Annotated in this window: 13 protein-coding genes; 6 read left to right on the plus strand and 7 right to left on the minus strand. The window is 66.8% G+C overall.

The genetic code is table 11. The features are described 5' to 3' along the window. Positions 1 to 140 precede the first annotated feature (140 nt). Positions 141 to 1,562, plus strand: coding sequence for a carbonic anhydrase family protein (locus HT579_02460; GenBank protein QKS27917.1), 1,422 nt, complete (start codon positions 141 to 143; stop codon positions 1,560 to 1,562). Positions 1,563 to 1,634: 72 nt separating this feature from the next. Here the strand turns inward: HT579_02460 and HT579_02465 are convergent, their stop codons facing one another. After that, complete coding sequence (locus tag HT579_02465) at positions 1,635 to 2,042, minus strand: YjbQ family protein (GenBank protein ID QKS27918.1); 408 nt, start codon at positions 2,040 to 2,042, stop codon at positions 1,635 to 1,637. A 285-nt stretch (positions 2,043 to 2,327) separates the two neighbouring features. On the opposite strand from HT579_02465, the gene HT579_02470 reads away from it, so the two are divergent. After that, the gene (locus HT579_02470; GenBank protein QKS31451.1) at positions 2,328 to 3,827 is read left to right on the plus strand and encodes a sodium:solute symporter family protein; all 1,500 of its coding nucleotides are present in this window, start codon (positions 2,328 to 2,330) and stop codon (positions 3,825 to 3,827) included. Positions 3,828 to 3,861: 34 nt separating this feature from the next. Then, positions 3,862 to 4,965, plus strand: a complete 1,104-nt coding sequence (locus tag HT579_02475; protein ID QKS27919.1) for a VanZ family protein — start codon at positions 3,862 to 3,864, stop codon at positions 4,963 to 4,965. A gap of 7 nt (positions 4,966 to 4,972) precedes the next feature. Here the strand turns inward: HT579_02475 and HT579_02480 are convergent, their stop codons facing one another. Further along, complete coding sequence (locus HT579_02480) at positions 4,973 to 5,998, minus strand: DnaJ domain-containing protein (protein QKS27920.1); 1,026 nt, start codon at positions 5,996 to 5,998, stop codon at positions 4,973 to 4,975. Positions 5,999 to 6,522: 524 nt separating this feature from the next. Between HT579_02480 and HT579_02485 the strand changes: the two genes are divergently transcribed. Next, positions 6,523 to 7,464: a cation transporter gene (locus HT579_02485; GenBank protein ID QKS27921.1), complete on the plus strand. Its 942-nt coding sequence runs from the start codon at positions 6,523 to 6,525 to the stop codon at positions 7,462 to 7,464. Positions 7,465 to 7,510: 46 nt separating this feature from the next. On the opposite strand, the gene HT579_02490 is transcribed toward HT579_02485, so the two are convergent. Together HT579_02490 and HT579_02495 are read right to left on the minus strand one after the other, a co-directional pair. Continuing rightward, on the minus strand, positions 7,511 to 8,242 hold the full coding sequence (locus HT579_02490) for an SAM-dependent chlorinase/fluorinase (GenBank protein ID QKS31452.1): 732 nt from the start codon (positions 8,240 to 8,242) through the stop codon (positions 7,511 to 7,513). 207 nt (positions 8,243 to 8,449) lie between these two features. Beyond that, entirely contained in the window at positions 8,450 to 9,010 is a 561-nt protein-coding gene (locus HT579_02495) for a sugar transferase (GenBank protein ID QKS31453.1), read from the minus strand. Positions 9,011 to 9,447: 437 nt separating this feature from the next. Here HT579_02495 and HT579_02500 point away from each other — a divergent pair, with 437 nt between their 5' ends. Both HT579_02500 and HT579_02505 read left to right on the plus strand, forming a co-directional pair. Next, on the plus strand, positions 9,448 to 9,792 hold the full coding sequence (locus HT579_02500; protein ID QKS27922.1) for an FKBP-type peptidyl-prolyl cis-trans isomerase: 345 nt from the start codon (positions 9,448 to 9,450) through the stop codon (positions 9,790 to 9,792). Positions 9,793 to 10,095: 303 nt separating this feature from the next. Continuing rightward, a complete protein-coding gene (locus tag HT579_02505; protein ID QKS31454.1) occupies positions 10,096 to 10,797 on the plus strand; it encodes an rRNA pseudouridine synthase in 702 nt (233 codons plus the stop codon). 26 nt (positions 10,798 to 10,823) lie between these two features. Here the strand turns inward: HT579_02505 and murB are convergent, their stop codons facing one another. The 3 genes from murB to HT579_02520 all read right to left on the minus strand — a co-directional run bounded on the left by murB (position 10,824) and on the right by HT579_02520 (position 16,250). Next, on the minus strand, positions 10,824 to 11,861 hold the full coding sequence (murB, locus tag HT579_02510) for a UDP-N-acetylmuramate dehydrogenase (protein QKS27923.1): 1,038 nt from the start codon (positions 11,859 to 11,861) through the stop codon (positions 10,824 to 10,826). A gap of 26 nt (positions 11,862 to 11,887) precedes the next feature. Then, entirely contained in the window at positions 11,888 to 15,595 is a 3,708-nt protein-coding gene (gene metH, locus HT579_02515; GenBank protein ID QKS27924.1) for a methionine synthase, read from the minus strand. Positions 15,596 to 15,860: 265 nt separating this feature from the next. Then, positions 15,861 to 16,250, minus strand: coding sequence for a hemerythrin family protein (locus HT579_02520; GenBank protein QKS27925.1), 390 nt, complete (start codon positions 16,248 to 16,250; stop codon positions 15,861 to 15,863). Positions 16,251 to 16,278: the final 28 nt, after the last annotated feature.

The raw sequence follows: 16,278 nt of genomic DNA on the forward strand, positions 1-16,278 counted from the left end.
CCCCCTCCGTAGAGCTCCTGTCGTCCGCCCTCGCCACGCCGATGCCTGCCCCGTTGGCCGCAGCATCGCACGCGCCTAAAGAAATCTCCGCAACCGCCGTGAACTCACTCGTCTAGGAAACGAATCAGCGGAGCCGCCGGATGCAGCCACACCCCAGAATCATCGCCGCCACTCTGATCGCGCTGGCGCCATCGCCGGCGCCGGCTGCCTGGCAGGTGATCTCGGCCGAGCCGGGCAAGCGGATCGAGATCGACCGTGGCAGCATCACTCGCGACGAGCGCGGACGTACCGTCGCTCTCGGGCGCATCATCCTCGACAAGCCGATCATCGATCCGAAGACCTCCTCGGCCTACCGCATCGTCCAGGCGCTGAGCAGCTACGATTGTGCGGCGCGCAGCTACAGCACGCTCAAGCGCAGCTACTTCAAGGAAGAAGGCCAGTTGCTGCGGGAGGATGAGGTCAAGGTGCAGATCGAGATGCCGGTTCGCTCGGGGATGCTCGACGACAAGCTGCTGCGCGAGGTATGTCGCCCAAAGCCCGGCGGCGAAGCGGCCATCGCCGCCCGCCGCACCGCCGACAAGGTCAACGAGGCCACTGGCGAGCTGCGCAAGGCGAACGAGGCACTGGTACAGAACGATGTCCGCCGTGCCAACCTGCAGACTCCGCCGCCGGCCGCCCCGAAACCCGAGCCCGAGCCCGGCACGCGGCGCGTTCCGCCCGCCGGGGCGACCGCCGCGGCCGCCTCCGCCGCCCCGGCCACCCCGGTGCCTCGTTCCGTGCGCGGCACGCAGGTCGCGCGCACCGAGCCGACCGCCATGACGCCACGTGCCGGCAGGGCGCAGGCGGTGGACCGCTCCGACCCCGGCGGCGCCCTGCGGCCAGCCCGACCGCATGACTGGTCGTACGAAGGGGAGACCGGTCCGGAACACTGGGGCAACCTGAAGCCCGAGTACGCCCTCTGCGCGTCCGGCATGCGACAGTCGCCGATCGACATACGCGATGGCTTTCGCGTTGACCTGGAGCCGATCCAGTTCCGCTATCGTCAGTCCGAGCTTCGCGTCATCGACAACGGGCACACGATCCAGGTCGAGGTCGGCGGCAGCAGCATCAGCCTCCTCGGCAAGACTTACGAGTTGATCCAGTTCCACTTTCATCGGCCGTCGGAAGAGCGCGTGAACGGCAAGGCCTTCGAGATGGTGGCGCATCTCGTTCATCGCTCGGACGACGGCCGCCTGGCGGTCGTCGCCGTCCTGCTCGAGAAGGGCATGGAGCACCCGTTGATCCAGACGGTATGGAACAACCTGCCGCTGGAGAAGGGGGAGTACGTGATGCCCCCTGGCCTGGGCATCGATCTCGCCCAACTGCTGCCGGCCGACCGGAGCTACTACACCTACATGGGCTCGCTGACCACACCGCCCTGCAGCGAGGGCGTGCTGTGGCTGGTGCTGCGGCAACCGCTGCAGATTTCCGCCGAGCAACTGGCGATATTCTCCCGCCTCTACCGGCACAATGCCCGCCCGATCCAGCCGAGCTTCGGTCGCATGGTCAAGGAATCGCGCTGAGCCGGGGGCGGCTACGCCGTGCCGGCTGCCGCCTCGGCAGGTGCCACGCAGGCGCGGCTTCGTCACCAGCCGTCAAGCATCGGCAATCACCGTGCACACCACGCGGCGCTCGCGACGCGGTCCGTCGAACTCGCAGAGGAAGACGTTCTGCCAGCGCGACAGGCCGAGCCGGCCATCGATCAGCGGTATCGTTTCGGACGGACCGACCAACCCGGCCTTGAGATGGGCGTCGCCATTGCCGTCCTGCTCGTCGTGCAGCCAGACGCCACGTGGAATCAGCCGCTGCAGCAGGTTGACCACGTCCGTCTGGACGCTTTCGTCCCAGTTCTCCTGAATCATGATGGCGCAGGTCGCACCCTGTGCGTAAAGTGATACCAGGCCGTCGCGGATGCCACTGCGCGCCACCACCGCTGCCACCTCGTGCGTGATGTCCAGCAGTTGCTCACGCCGCTGGGTAGCGATGGTCACCGTCTCGCGCATGCTTTGCCCTCCCTGATCGTGCCGAGCGGCTGCGGGCCGCGGCAACCGGCTGCCGTCTTCAGCCGTGCAGCCGGCCTCCGTGGCCAGCGGCGAAGCGCGCGTGCGCGGCGGTCAGGCAAGGCAGCGGGCTGCGAAGCCGCAGCATTTTCTGGGATAATACGCCGCGAACCCGCCGCACGGGGCTCCGGAAGCCGGATGCAGCAGCGCCGACGCCGGACGAAATGCGACAGCTTCCGGTCTGCGGTGCGTTGCCGGAAGAACCACGTGCGCAACCGGGGCCTCGCGATGCTGATCTGGTTCGTCGTCATCTATTTGCTGCTGTCGATTGCCATCGGGCTCTATGCAGCGACGCGCGTGCACAACAGCAAGGACTTCGCCGTTGCCGGACGCTCGCTGCCGCTGCCGGTGGTCACGGCCACGGTCTTCGCCACCTGGTTCGGCGCCGAGGCGGTCTTCGGCGTTTCCGCAACCTTCGTCAAGGACGGTCTGCGCGGCGTCGTCGCCGATCCCTTCGGCGCCAGCCTGTGCCTGGTGATCGCCGGCATCTTCTACGGCACCACGCTGTACCGGCTCAACATCCTCACCCTGGGCGATTTCTTCCGTCTGCGCTACAACCGCACGGTCGAGGTGTTGACGACGCTATGCATCGTCGCCTCGTATCTCGGCTGGGTGTCGGCACAGATCAAGGCCCTCGGCCTGGTCTTCAGTGTCGTCACCGATGGCGCGATTCCGCCTGCCGCCGGCATGATTCTCGGTACCCTGATCGTCCTCACCTATACCACCTTCGGCGGCATGCTCTCGGTCGCCGTTCTCGACTTCGTGCAGATCAGTGTCGTCATGGGAGGCATGCTCTACATCGCCCACCTGATTGCCGGCATCAGCGGCGGTGTCGTGGTCGTCGTCGGGCAGGCGGCAGCGGCCGGCAAGCTCGACTTCTTCCCAGACACCGGTGCTGCCGAGTGGCTGGCGTTCATCGCCGCCTGGATGACGATGATGCTGGGCTCGATCCCGCAGCAGGATGTCTTCCAGCGCGTCACCTCGGCACGGACGGCGAGGATCGCCATCTACGCTTCGATCCTCGGCGGCGGGCTCTACTTCTGCTTCACCTTCGTGCCGATGTTCATCGCCTACGCCGCGACGCTGATCAATCCGGAGCAGTTCAACGCATTGATCGAAAGCGATGCCCAACTGGTCCTGCCGACACTGGTCCTCGAACACACGCCGGTCTTCGCGCAGGCAATCTTCTTCGGTGCCGTCCTGTCGGCGATCATGAGCTGCTCTTCAGCCACGCTGCTGGCACCTTCGGTGGCATTCTCGGAAAACATCGTGCGCAACTTCTTTCCCGCGATCGGCGACCACGCGTTCCTGCGCATCATGCGCCTGACGCTGGTCTGCTTCGCCGCCATCGTCCTCGTCTTCGCGCTGAATTCCGAAGCCTCGATCTTCAAGATGGTCGAGAACGCCTACAAGGTGACGCTTGCTGGCGCCTTCGTGCCGCTGTTCTTCGGCGCCTACTGGCAGCGCGCCACCACCCAGGGCGCATTGGCGGCGATCGTCGGCGGCCTCGTCTCCTGGCTGCTGATCGAACTGCTGGTTGACGCGCCGCTGGTTCCCGCACAACTGATCGGACTCGGGGTCAGCATGCTCGGCATGATCGCCGGCTCGCTGTTGCCGCAGCGGATCGGTGGGTCGACTCCGGCGCATGATCTGCATGCCCGCATGCACCACCGTGCAGCCGCCCAGACGCACCACGCGACAGCGCTGCACCAGCATGGTCGAAAGTGAGTACCAGGCGCGATCGGACGCAAGCCTCACGCCGATGTTCGGGTCGAACGGCGACGCGACGGTCGGCGCCGGACGGACCGGTCGGCCACTGCCCCGACCGACACGCCTGCCACTCTACCTGGCGCTGGCCTATCTGGTGCTGGTCGTCTACGCCAGCCTTTACCCCTTCGCCAACTGGCGCCATCTCGGCGTTGCACCGCTGGACTTCCTCGACGCGGGCTGGCCACGCTACTGGACCGCTTTCGATCTCGCCGTCAATGTCTTCGCCTACCTGCCCCTCGGTTTTCTGCTGACCCTGGCTTTGCGGCACCTGCCGGGCGGACGCGCGGCGGCGGTGACGGTGGCGGTGCTCGTCGGCAGCCTGCTCAGTCTCGGCCTCGAGTGCCTACAGAACTGGTTGCCGGCCCGCGTACCTTCGAATCTCGATCTGGCCTGCAACGCCGCCGGTACGGCAATCGGCGCGCTGCTCGGTGCCTGGAATGGCAAGCGCATCCTGCGCCGAATCGCTGGCCTGCAACAGCAACTGCTCGCTCCGACGGCGCAGGCCGAGGCCGGGCTCGTACTCCTCGCCATCTGGCTGCTGACCCAGTCCTCTCCGGAGACCCTGCTCTTCGGCTGCGGCGACCTGCGCAACGTACTCGAGCTGACGCCGGCCGTCCCCTATGCAGCACACTCCTTCTTCGTCCTCGAAGCGGCGATCATCGGCTGCAACACGGTCGTCATCGGCCTGTTTGTACGCACCCTGCTCGCCGACCGCTCGCCGACGCACCTGGCGCTGCTTGCCTTCTTCAGCCTCGCGCTGGTGATCAGGACGCTGGCCGCGGCGGTCCTGGTCGCGCCGCAGGAGGCCTTCGCCTGGCTGACTCCCGGTGCCGAGGTCGGCTTGCTGATTGGCGGCGTCCTGCTTGCCCTGAGCCTGTTGCTGCCGGCATCGATGCGCGTGGCCCTGGCCGCGGTGGCGCTGATGGCGGGCACGGCCCTGGTCAACCTGACGCCGGCCAACCCTTATTCCGAAGCGGCACTCGCGGCCTGGAAACAGGGCCATTTTCTCAACTTCAACGGTCTCACGCGCTGGATGGCCAGCCTCTGGCCCTTCCTGGCACTGCCCTACCTGACCGCTGTCGGCCGCCGCCTCTGAGGCAGCCTCAAACGACTGGCCCCTCCCGGCGCGCGCGCAGCTGCTGCTGCCAGTCGGCCAGCAGCGGCGCGCGCTGCTCGAGGTCCGCGGCGAGTCGCCAGTCGAGCAGTTCGAGAAGTTGGCAGTCCTCGCGCGCGGCAAGCTGTGGCTGGACGCCCTGCGGGTGCAGCACCAGATCGCCAGCGGCACGCTCCCCCTTGCCAGGGAAACCCAGGCCAGCCAGGCGATGATCGCCGGCAGTCGGTGACCACGGCGGCAGCTCGATCCATGTCGTGCCGTTCAGCGTCGGGACTTCGATGCGACCGCCGCACAGAAGGCGAAAGATGCTCACCGGAACCCGGCAGTGCAGATCCAGCCCGTCGAGGACGAACAGTTCATGCGCAGCCAGGTTGATCTCGAGGTAGAGATCGCCGGCGACCCTGCGCTCGTCTCCCGGTGACAGTGGTGCCTGCCGCGCCAGGCGCAGGCGCTCGCCGCCGACCAATGCCGGTGGAACGGTCACTTCGAGCGTGCGCGGCTCGTTCCGCCAGCCGCTGCCGGCACAATTCGTGCAAGCGGTCTCGCGCAGGTAGCCATGGCCCCCGCAGGTGTCGCAGCGAGCGGTCCTGCCGCCGGTGCGCACGACCCTGCCGCAACCGCTGCAGGCAGGACATGGTACCGAATGGCTGTGTTGCACACGGCCGCTGCCGGCACAACTGCTGCAGCGAACGCGATGCAGCAGCTCGACGGTGCGGTGGCAACCCGCTGCTGCCTGTTCGAGAGTCAGCGTCAACGACTGCACGAGATCGTCGCCGACCGCCGCGCCATCCGCCGCGGCGCCGTGGCAAGCCGCGCGCCACGCGGCCAGGCGCTCGTCGTCGAGCAGCAACTCGTAGGCTGCATGGAGTCGCTTGAACTCGGCAGCAGCAGCCGGCGATGGGTTGCGGTCCGGATGCCAGCGCATCGCCAGCCGGCGGTAGGCGCTCCTGATGTCCTCGCGTGATGCCTCCTGGGCAACGCCGAGAACGACGAAAGGATCCTCGCAGGTGGTCATTGACTCATTGTCACGGCAGGCACGCTCGGGAAGTAGCGGAACAAAGCGCAGCACATCCCGGGCTGGGAAGCTTGTCGGCCGGTGACGACGCGCGTGGCGGCGAACGATGGGGGCAAGCAACAGCAGTCCGGGGCCAGCCGGTGCGGTGCCGCCACAAGCGGCCCGTCCACCGCAGACCACCATTCTGCCGTGACTTCCTTACGCCGAGCTTGCGACGGATCATTGGCCGGCAGGCGACCGGCATCGCGGCCGACAGCCCAACCCTCGCCCTCGTGCTGCGCGTCGCGGTGGTCAGGAAGGCGCGCCTGGTGCGTCGCTTGGATCCGGCGCAGCAACCTCTTCTTCCTCGTTCGCGCTGCCCCTGCGGTAGACTGGCAGGAATTGGATCCGGGTATCCGCCGCCGCCCGGACGCAGAACCTGGCCCGCGAGCCGCAAGGGGGGGCCGCGGCAGGCTGGCGCGTGGACATCCGGGAGGACAGCGCGAAGCGATGAGGATCAGCAACTCATGGACAAGGCCGGCAAGATGAACCAAGGCGCCCCGCGCAGGGCATCGCTGACACGTTATGCCTGGTTGTCGATCGCCGCGGCGACGCTGACGATCGCCCTCAAGGGTGTGGCTTGGTGGCTGACCGGATCGGTCGGTCTGCTCTCCGATGCCATCGAATCCTTCGTCAACCTTGCCGGTGCGCTGATGGCGCTGTGGATGCTGACCCTGGCGGCGCTTCCGGCCGATGATGAGTACGCTTACGGATACAGCAAGGCCGAGTATTTCTCGAGTGCCTTCGAGGGCTTCCTGATTCTGCTGGCGGCGCTCAGCATCGGCTATGCCGCGCTCGTCCGGTTGCTCGACCCGCAGCCGCTCGCAGAGGTGGGTGTCGGGCTGATGGTTTCTCTGCTGGCCTCGGCCATCAATTTGGCGACGGCCCGCATCCTGCTGCGCGTCGGTCGCGAGCACGATTCGATCAGCCTCGAGGCCGACGCACAGCACCTCATGACCGACGTGTGGACCTCGGCGGGAGTGATCGCCGGTGTCGCGCTCGTCTGGCTCAGCGACTGGCTCTGGCTCGATCCGGCGATCGCGCTCGTCGTTGCAGCAAACATCGTGTGGACCGCCTTCCAGCTGATGCGGCGGTCGCTCTCCGGTCTCCTCGACGTGTCGCTGCCGCCCCCGGAGCTGGCACGGATCGAAGCCCTGCTGGCAGTGCATCGGGCGCAGGGCCTCGCCTTTCATGCGCTGCGGACCCGCCGTGCAGGCAGCCGCAGCTTTGTCAGCCTGCACGTCCTCGTTCCCGGGCAGTGGACGGTGCAGCAGGGCCACGACCGGGTCGAGCGCATCGAGGACGAGATCCGCGGGCTTCTGCCGCAGGCACACGTGACGACCCACCTGGAACCGCTCGAGGACCCGCTGTCGATGAGCGATCAGGACCTCGAGCGGCGGCCGCGGCGCGACATCGCGTCGCCCTGAACATCCCTTCTCCTGCGATCGGCCTCCCCGGTCCCCGGACGGCACCTCAGCCGACGACTTCCACCGGCGACCCTGGAGCCAACAGCAGGAGCGATGCGGCACTGCCGCGGTTGACGGCGATTTCTGCGAGACCGATGCTGTTCCCGTACCAGAACGCCTCACCGGCAGCAGCCTCGGCGAAGACTCGCGCCCGCGGTACGTGTCGCCTGCCAAGCCGCAGTCTCGCCTGCTGCGGCAGGTTCGCTGCCCGCATCCCGGTCATCGCATTGCCATAGTGATCGACATAGATGATTTCCGCCAGGTCGTCGACCGGCAGAGTCTGCTGCAGCCCGTCGCTCGCTGCCAGCCAGCCTGCCGGCCAGTCGCCGGCGGCGATGCGGGCAGCGACCGGAGCAAACAGGTCGCGCCCGTGGAACGAGGTCGACAGCCATTCGGGCTGCCAGACGATGCGCCAGTATCGCCGCTCGCGGGCACGCGCTGCCACCACGGACAGCAGGCCATTGTCCGGGCCGACATAGTACTTGCCGTCTGCCTCCACGACCACCGCCTGGCGATCGCTGCCGACCCCCGGGTCCACCACCGCGAGAAAGACGCTGCCACGGTCGAAGGTGGATTGCAGCGCAGCCAGCAGATGAGCGCCGGCGCGCGCGGCGAAGTCGGGTACGCGGTGCAGCAGATCGACGATCGGCATGTCACGGCGGCCCGCCCGCAGCAGCGCTGCCTTCATCTGCCCGACGTAGGGGTCATCGATGCCAAAATCGGTGAACAGGACGATCATGGCGCGCAGCACGGTCGCTCATCAACCAGCAGCATGACGCGCACCGCGAGCCGCTGACGGCGGCGCACGGCGCGGAGTGCCACCCGGGACCCTGCTTGGTCTCCGCGCGCGTGCCCCACCTCGTGCCACGTTCGCGACGACTTCCTCACGAGCACTCCGCACGGGCTTTCAGACCCATGCGGGCCGCAGCGACGTGGGTGTCGGTGCCTAATGGCTGACGCCATCGCGGAACAAGACCTTGGCGGCTGTCAGGCAGAGTATGCGCAGATCGAGCCATGCGGATTGGTTGCGCAGATACTCGACGTCGTATTCGACCTTGTCGGGGATCGGCAGCTCATCGCGGCCATTCACCTGTGCCCAACCCGTCAGCCCGGGAAGCAGGCTGTGGACGCCGCGCTGCGTTCGCAACTCGATGAGATCGTGCTGGTTGTACAGGGCCGGTCGCGGTCCGACGAGGCTCATGTCGCCGACCAGGACGCTCCACAGTTGCGGCAGTTCGTCAAGACTCGAGCGGCGCAGAAACGATCCGACAGGAGTCAGGTACGCCTGCGGATCCGCCAGCAGGTGGGTTGCCACAGCCGGTGTACCGAGCCGCATGCTGCGGAACTTGGGCATCCGGAAGACGCGGTTGTGCTGGCCGACGCGATCAGACCAGTAGAGAGCCGGGCCGCGGGACGTCAATTTGATGAGCAATGCGATCAGGGTCGCCGGCAGCAGGAAGAGGAGCGCCGCCATGCTTGCAAGGGCCAGGTCGAGCAGACGCTTCATTGCCGGACGCGTGCTAAGGAATTTCATGAAGCCCACCGTTCTGCAGGCGAATATCGTCTTCGCCGGTCGAGTCGCCCCAACGCTGTCGCCGCGACCGCAGAAGCAGCCTGGCAGCCACCGGGCAGGGGTTGCAGGCTGCCATCGGCGGTTGCGACCGCTGGCCCGTCCTGCCTGGCCTGATCACCAGCCATGCGTTCAATGCCCGGAAGAATGATACCAGCAAGAATACCCATCGACGAAGCCCCCGTTGATGTCGCCGTCGCCGCTCCATCCGCTGCATCGCTGAGCAGGACAGGGACGGACCAAGCAGCGGATCGTGCCGCCGCCAGGTTGCCGGCGGCACGCAGCGATGAGCACTTCCGCATGCTTCATGCCACTGGCCGTCTCTGGCCATGCTGGGCTAAACTTCGGGCTTTGCCAATCATCGAGGAGCCAGAATGCCAATCGTCACCACCTCCAGCGGTCTGCAGATCGAAGACATCATCGTCGGCAGCGGCCCGAAGGCGACCTCCGGCCAGCACGTCATCGTCCATTACACTGGCTGGCTGGCCGATGGCAAGAAATTCGATTCGAGCGTCGACCGCAACGAGCCCTTCCGCTTTCCTCTCGACGGGCGCCACGTCATCGCCGGCTGGGAAGAGGGGGTTCCTGGAATGAACGTCGGTGGCATCCGCAAGCTGACGATTCCGGCCGAGCTGGCCTACGGTGCGCGCGGCGCGGGCAAGCTGATCCCGCCACACGCCAGGCTGGTGTTCGAGATCGAGTTGCTCGACATCGCCTGAGCAATGGCTGCCCGGCCAGACAGACCGTCGCCAGGGCATTCGCGGCCGCCACCCCAGGAGGCATCCAGGACGCGACCGGTGAAGGCGATGGCCGGCTCGGCGCTGGCGCCGGCCGATAGCGCTGCGCGACCGCAGCGCAGTGCAGCGACAGGCCAGGTCCCGCCGCGGCAGCAGGTCGACCGCCGTACGGCGCCGCCCTTGCGGGCACCGCCACAGCGATCGCCGGCAGTGGTTTCCGGCGAGCCGACGGGGGGGGCGACCGACGTCAGCGCTCCGCCAGCCACCGTTCGCGTCTCCAAGCTGATGGCCGAGCGTCACCTGTGCTCGCGTCGCGACGCCGACGACTACATCGCGCAAGGCTGGGTGTTCGTCGACGGCAAGCGGGTCAGCGAACTCGGAACCCGTACCTCCCCGGGCGCAGTGATCACCCTCGACCGGCGGGCTCTGGCCAATCAGGAAGCGCGCCGGACGATCCTGCTGCACAAGCCTGTCGGCTATGTCTCAGGACAGCCGGAACCCGGCCGCACGCCGGCGGTGGCCCTGATCCAGCCGGAAAGGCAGTTCCGCACTGCGGATACGCCAGCTTTCCATCCCTCCTGCCTGCGGGGACTGGCTCCAGCGGGCAGGCTCGACATCGATTCGACCGGACTGCTCGTGCTGACGCAGGACGGGCGGGTGGCAAGACAGCTGGTGGGCGAGGATTCGCAGATCGACAAGGAGTACCTGGTGCGCGTCGATGGCCAGCTCGACGATCGCGGGCTGGCGCTGCTCAACAACGGACTCAGCCTCGATGATCGCCGGTTGAAACCGGCGCGAGTGGAATGGCTGAACGCCGATCAGCTCCGCTTCGTTCTGCGCGAGGGCAGAAAGCGGCAGATCCGGCGCATGTGCGAACTGGTCGGGTTGCGCGTGCTCGGCCTCAAGCGCGTCCGCATCGGCGCCGTCCGACTCGGCGACCTGCCGCTCGGGCAGTGGCGCTTCCTGCGCCCGGACGAGGTCTTCTGACGCTCGGCGGCGGCGCCGGAATGCCGTCAGAGGACGACCGGCTCGGGCGTCAGCTCGACCGCAAAGCGCCGCCGCACGGCATCCTGGACGGCTTGGGCCAGCGCCATCACCTCGCTCCCGAGGGCGCTGCCGCGGTTGACCAGGACCAGTGCCTGCTTCTCGTACATGCCCACACGGCCGAGGTCGCGGCCCTTCCATCCGGCCTGTTCGATCAGCCAGCCGGCGGCAATCTTCAGCCGCCCATCCGGCTGCACGTGACATGGAAGATCGGGACACTGCCGCCGCAGTCGCTCGCCGATCTCTGCCGAAACCACGGGATTCTGGAAGAAGCTGCCCGCGTTCGGCACAACAGCCGGGTCGGGCAGCTTGCGGCTGCGAACGGCGATGACGGCATCGGCGATCTGCCGCGCATCCGGCCGGGCGAGCTGTCGACGCTCCAGTTCGGCGGCCAGATCGGCATAGCCGGTCAGTGGCCGCCAGTTCTTTGGCAGGCGGAAGGTGACGCTGGTGACCACACGGCGGGCATCGAGATGCCATCCCTGCTGTTTGAAAACGCTGTCACGGTAGGCAAGGCGGCAGGCGGGACGATCTAGTTGCAGCGGCCTGCCACGATCCATGTCGAACACCTCGAGCGACTGCAAACGATCACCAAGCTCGAGCCCGTAAGCGCCGATGTTCTGAATCGGCGCCGCGCCGACAGTGCCCGGGATGAGCGCCAGATTCTCGAGACCCGGCCAGCCATTGGCAAGCGTCCAGAGAACCAGTTGGTGCCAGTTCTCGCCAGCGCCGGCGCGGACGTACCACGCTTCTGCATCCTCGCCGGCCAGTTCGCGGCCAGCGATCGCCATCTGCAGCAGCAGGCCGTCGAAGTCTCCGCTGAGCACGACGTTGCTGCCGCCACCGAGAACGAAGCGTCGCGTTGCCTGCCACCCGGCGAGTTGCGCCAATTGGCGACAGGAGCGGATCGCGGCAAGATACGCCGCGCGCCCGGGAAGGGCCAGCGTCGTCCGCCCGGCCAGATCGACGTCGGCAGTGACGAAGTCGGGCAGGGCGCGCGCGGGCATCGACGGCACTTCGGTCCGGGGTCGGATCAGAGCAGGGGCGCCAGCCAGCGCCTCGACTCATCGAGGCTGAAGCCCGATCGCTTCGCCCAGTCCTCGAGCTGGTCGTTGCCAATCCTGCTGACGGCGAAGTAACGTGCCTGCGGGTGCGCCAGGTAGAAGCCCGAGACGGCTGCTGCCGGCGTCATGGCGAAGCTCTCGGTGAGGGCCATGCCGGCGTTGTGCGGCGCATCGAGCAGATCGAAGAGCGCACGCTTCGCGGTGTGGTCGGGGCATGCCGGATAACCGGGGGCGGGGCGGATGCCGCAATACTCCTCGCGAATCAGCGCCGTCTGTTCGAGTGTCTCGCCGGCAGCGTAGCCCCAGTAGTCCCGCCGGACCTGCAGATGCAGCCACTCGGCACAGGCTTCGGCGAGACGGTCGGCAAGCGCCTTGAGCATGATCGAATGGTAATCGTCGTGCGCCGCAGCAAACTCGGCGAGCTTCTCGTCGATGCCGAAACCGGCGCCGACGGCGAAGGCGCCGACCCAGTCCGGCGTGCCGCGGCCGGCGACATAGTCGCTCAGGCAATAGTGCGGCTTGCCAGGTGGGCGCTCGTGTTGCTGGCGCAGGTTGTGCCAGGTCATCAGCCGTTCCTGACGGGACTCGTCAGCATAGATTTCGATGTCGTCACCGACGGCGTTCGCCGGAAAGAGCCCGAAGACGGCGTTGGCATGCAACCACTTCCCGGCGATCAACTGCTCGAGCATCTTCTGCGCGTCGGCGAAGACGGCGCGCGCGGTGCCGCCGACGACCGCATCGTCGAGGATCTTCGGGTAGCTGCCGGCGAGATCCCAGGTCTGGAAGAATGGACCCCAGTCGATGAACGGTACCAGGCTCGCCAGATCCACCTGCGACAGCACGTGCAGTCCCGGTCTGTTCGGCGGACACGGTCGGTAGCCGGGGTCAGCATTCCAGACGAAGCGATTGGCACGTGCCTCGGCGAGCGGCAGCAGGACGCTGCCCTTCTTGTTCGCGTGCTGGGTGCGCAACCGCGCGTAGTCGGCCGCGACCTCGTCGACGAACGCGCTCGAACTGTCGACCGACAGCAGTCGCGTCACGACGCCCACCGCGCGCGAAGCGTCCGGAACGTAGACCACGGGTCCGGAGTAATTCGGTGCGATCTTGATCGCCGTGTGTGCGCGGCTGGTCGTCGCGCCGCCGATCAGCAGCGGCACCGCTGCGCCACCGTCAGCGGCGGTGGCGAATCCGAGTCGCTCCATCTCGGCCGCCACATGGCTCATCTCCTCGAGCGAGGGCGTGATCAGTCCGGACAGGCCGATCGCCTGCACCGCGTGCTCGCGTGCCGCCTGCAGGATGCGGTCGCAGGGCACCATGACGCCGAGGTCGATGACCTCGTAGCCATTGCAGCTCAGCACGACGCCGACGATGTTCTTGCCGATATCGTGTACGTCTCCCTTGACCGTGGCGACGACGATCCGGCCCTTGTTGCCGACGCCGGTGCGCAGCTTCTCCGCCTCGATGTAGGGAATCAGGTGTGCCACGGCCTGCTTCATGACGCGCGCCGATTTGACCACCTGCGGCAGGAACATCTTGCCGGCGCCGAAGAGATCGCCGACGACATTCATGCCGTTCATCAGCGGCCCTTCGATGACCGCCAGGGGCGGCTGGCCGGCAGCCGCCAGCGCCGCCCGGCACTCCTCGGCGTCGGCGACGACGAAGTCGGTGATTCCCCTGACCAGCGCGTGCGTCAGACGCTCGGCGACGGGTTGCGCGCGCCAGGCGAGATCGGGACCACTGTCCCTCGCCTTGCCCTCCTTGACCGTCTGCGCGAAATCGACCAGCGCCTCGCCGGCGTCTGGACGACGGTTGAGGACCACATCCTCGACCTTTTCCCGCAACTCCGGATCGAGATCGTCGTAGACCCCGAGCATCCCGGCATTGACGATACCCATCGACAGACCGGCGCGGATGGCGTGATAGAGAAAGACGGTGTGGATGGCTTCGCGCACCGCGTCGTTGCCACGAAACGCGAAGGAGACGTTCGATACCCCGCCGGAGATCTGCGCTGCCGGCAGATTGGCGCGAATCCAGGCGCAGGCATCGATGAAGGCGACGGCGTAGTCGTTGTGTTCTTCGATGCCGGTGGCGATGGCAAAGATGTTCGGATCGAAGATGATGTCCTCGGCCGGGAAGCCTGCCTCTTCGGTGAGCAACCGGTAGGCGCGGCTGCAGATTGCCGTCTTGCGCGCGAAGCTGTCGGCCTGACCGGACTCGTCGAAGGCCATCACCACCACCGCCGCTCCGTAGCGGCGCGCCAGCCTGGCCTGCCGCAGGAACTCGGCCTCGCCTTCCTTCATCGAGATCGAGTTGACGATTCCCTTGCCCTGAATGCACTTGAGCCCGGCCTCTATCACTTCCCATTTCGACGAGTCGAGCATGATCGGCACGCGCGAGATATCCGGTTCGCTGGCGATCAGCCTGAGAAAGCGCTCCATCGCTGCCCGCGAATCCAGCATCGCCTCATCCATGTTGATGTCGATGATCTGCGCACCGTTCTCCACCTGCTGCCGGGCGACAGCCAGCGCATCATCGAAGCGCCCCTCCAGGATCATCCGCGCGAAGACTCGCGAGCCGGTGACGTTGGTTCGTTCGCCGACATTGACGAACAGCGAATCCTGGCCAATGTTGAGGGGCTCGAGTCCCGACAGGCGCATCTTTCCTTCGCTGGCCGGAACCCGCCGTGGCCGGATTCCGGCAACGCCCCGGGCGATCGCCGCGACATGCGCGGGCGAGGTGCCACAGCAGCCGCCGACGATGTTCACGAAACCGTGCCGCGCCCAGTCGGCCATCTCCGCCGCCAACTGTTCCGGCGTTTCGTCATAGCCGCCAAATGCATTCGGCAGCCCGGCATTCGGGTGCGCCGAGACGAAGCAGTCGCAGATCCGGGACAGCTCTTCGACGTACTGCCGCAGTTCGCCGGCACCGAGAGCGCAGTTGAGACCGAAGCTCAGCGGCCGCACGTGGTTGAGCGAGTTCCAGAAGGCCTCGGCCGTCTGCCCCGACAGCGTCCTGCCGGAAGCGTCGGTGATCGTCCCCGAGATCATCACCGGCCAGCGCCGTCCTGCCCGCTCGAAATGGCTCGCGATGGCAAACAGCGCCGCCTTGGCGTTGAGCGTGTCGAAGACCGTCTCGACCAGCAGCAGGTCGACCCCCCCCTGGCAGAGCCCGTCTATGGCCTCCTCGTAGTTGGCGACCAGTTCGTCGAAACTGGTATTGCGATAGCCGGGGTCGTTGACGTCCGGCGAGATCGACGCCGTACGCGAGGTTGGCCCGAGCACACCGGCGGCGAAACGGGGTCTGGCCGGATCGGCGGCAGTGAACTCGTCGCAGACTTCCCGTGCCAGCCGTGCACCGGCGACATTCAACTCGTGGACGATGCTTTCGAGGTGGTAGTCGGCCTGTGAGACCCTGGTCGAGTTGAAGGTGTTGGTTTCGATGATGTCCGCGCCAGCCGCCAGATACTCGGCGTGGATCGACCGGATCAGTTCCGGGCGCGTCAGCAGCAGGAGGTCGTTGTTGCCCTTCACGTCATGCGCGTGTGCGGCGAAACGCTTGCCGCGATAGTCGGCCTCGCACAGGTTGTGGCGCTGGATCATCGTTCCCATCGCTCCGTCGAGAACGAGGATCTGGTGTTCGAGGCGTTCTCTCAGTTCGGCGGTCCGGTCGGGCTGCATGCTGGTTTCCTGATTTACCCTCTGGCGAGGAGTGGCTTGGGACAAAACAAAAACCCGTCGGCGCAAGGCGCGACGGGTTGTGCTGTGAGCCTCGCTTTAGCTGGATTTCTAACGCGCCCGCAATCTGTTGGTGTCAAATCGGCGCCACCTCATTGCAACCCGAGGCAGGGGTGCGAATCTACCCGCCACGGCATGGCTTGTCAAGCTGGCGTCGACGCCAACGCCAGTCACCATCGGCGGCGGCGCGGCAGCACCGCCGGCACGATCAGATCCTTGGTGTCCGGGCGTAGCGCGCGTCACGCGTCTCGATGTGGCGGACGAGGAACGTGAGGAGCTTTCCGGCCTGGCCGGGCAGAAGCGCCGTGCCACCGACCCGGTGAGTGTCGAGCATGGCCTCCAGCGCGTCGAGCATCTGCGCATGGTCTTCGACATGGTCATCGAACTCGTCATGGCTGTCGAGGCGCATCAGGAGTTCCTCGGAGAGGAAATGCGCCTTGCTGAAGTCGAGCAGCCGCTCCAGGATGACGCTGATCTCCTCGTTTCCGGCATGCGCATCGACCGCGGCGCACAGGGCGGCGATCAGTTCGAGTTGAATGCGGTGCTCACCATCCATGGTGGCGTTGCGTGCTGGCGTGGTCGGCAGGTGATCGGGCACGGCGTTCTCCGGTGGAGGTCTGGCTGGA

Origin of the sequence: Candidatus Accumulibacter similis, assembly GCA_013347225.1 — a bacterium.
Lineage (GTDB): Bacteria > Pseudomonadota > Gammaproteobacteria > Burkholderiales > Rhodocyclaceae > Accumulibacter > Accumulibacter similis.

Bases quoted from the DNA above. Each gene is read 5' to 3' on its own strand.
- HT579_02505 (QKS31454.1), top strand. From the start codon at position 10,096: ATGGCCGAGCGTCACCTGTGCTCGCGTCGCGACGCCGACGACTACATC.
- HT579_02495 (QKS31453.1), bottom strand. From the start codon at position 9,010: ATGAAGCGTCTGCTCGACCTGGCCCTTGCAAGCATGGCGGCGCTCCTC.
- metH (QKS27924.1), bottom strand. From the start codon at position 15,595: ATGCAGCCCGACCGGACCGCCGAACTGAGAGAACGCCTCGAACACCAG.
- HT579_02485 (QKS27921.1), top strand. From the start codon at position 6,523: ATGAACCAAGGCGCCCCGCGCAGGGCATCGCTGACACGTTATGCCTGG.
- HT579_02500 (QKS27922.1), top strand. From the start codon at position 9,448: ATGCCAATCGTCACCACCTCCAGCGGTCTGCAGATCGAAGACATCATC.
- HT579_02475 (QKS27919.1), top strand. From the start codon at position 3,862: ATGTTCGGGTCGAACGGCGACGCGACGGTCGGCGCCGGACGGACCGGT.
- HT579_02470 (QKS31451.1), top strand. From the start codon at position 2,328: ATGCTGATCTGGTTCGTCGTCATCTATTTGCTGCTGTCGATTGCCATC.
- murB (QKS27923.1), bottom strand. From the start codon at position 11,861: ATGCCCGCGCGCGCCCTGCCCGACTTCGTCACTGCCGACGTCGATCTG.
- HT579_02490 (QKS31452.1), bottom strand. From the start codon at position 8,242: ATGATCGTCCTGTTCACCGATTTTGGCATCGATGACCCCTACGTCGGG.
- HT579_02465 (QKS27918.1), bottom strand. From the start codon at position 2,042: ATGCGCGAGACGGTGACCATCGCTACCCAGCGGCGTGAGCAACTGCTG.
- HT579_02480 (QKS27920.1), bottom strand. From the start codon at position 5,998: ATGACCACCTGCGAGGATCCTTTCGTCGTTCTCGGCGTTGCCCAGGAG.
- HT579_02460 (QKS27917.1), top strand. From the start codon at position 141: ATGCAGCCACACCCCAGAATCATCGCCGCCACTCTGATCGCGCTGGCG.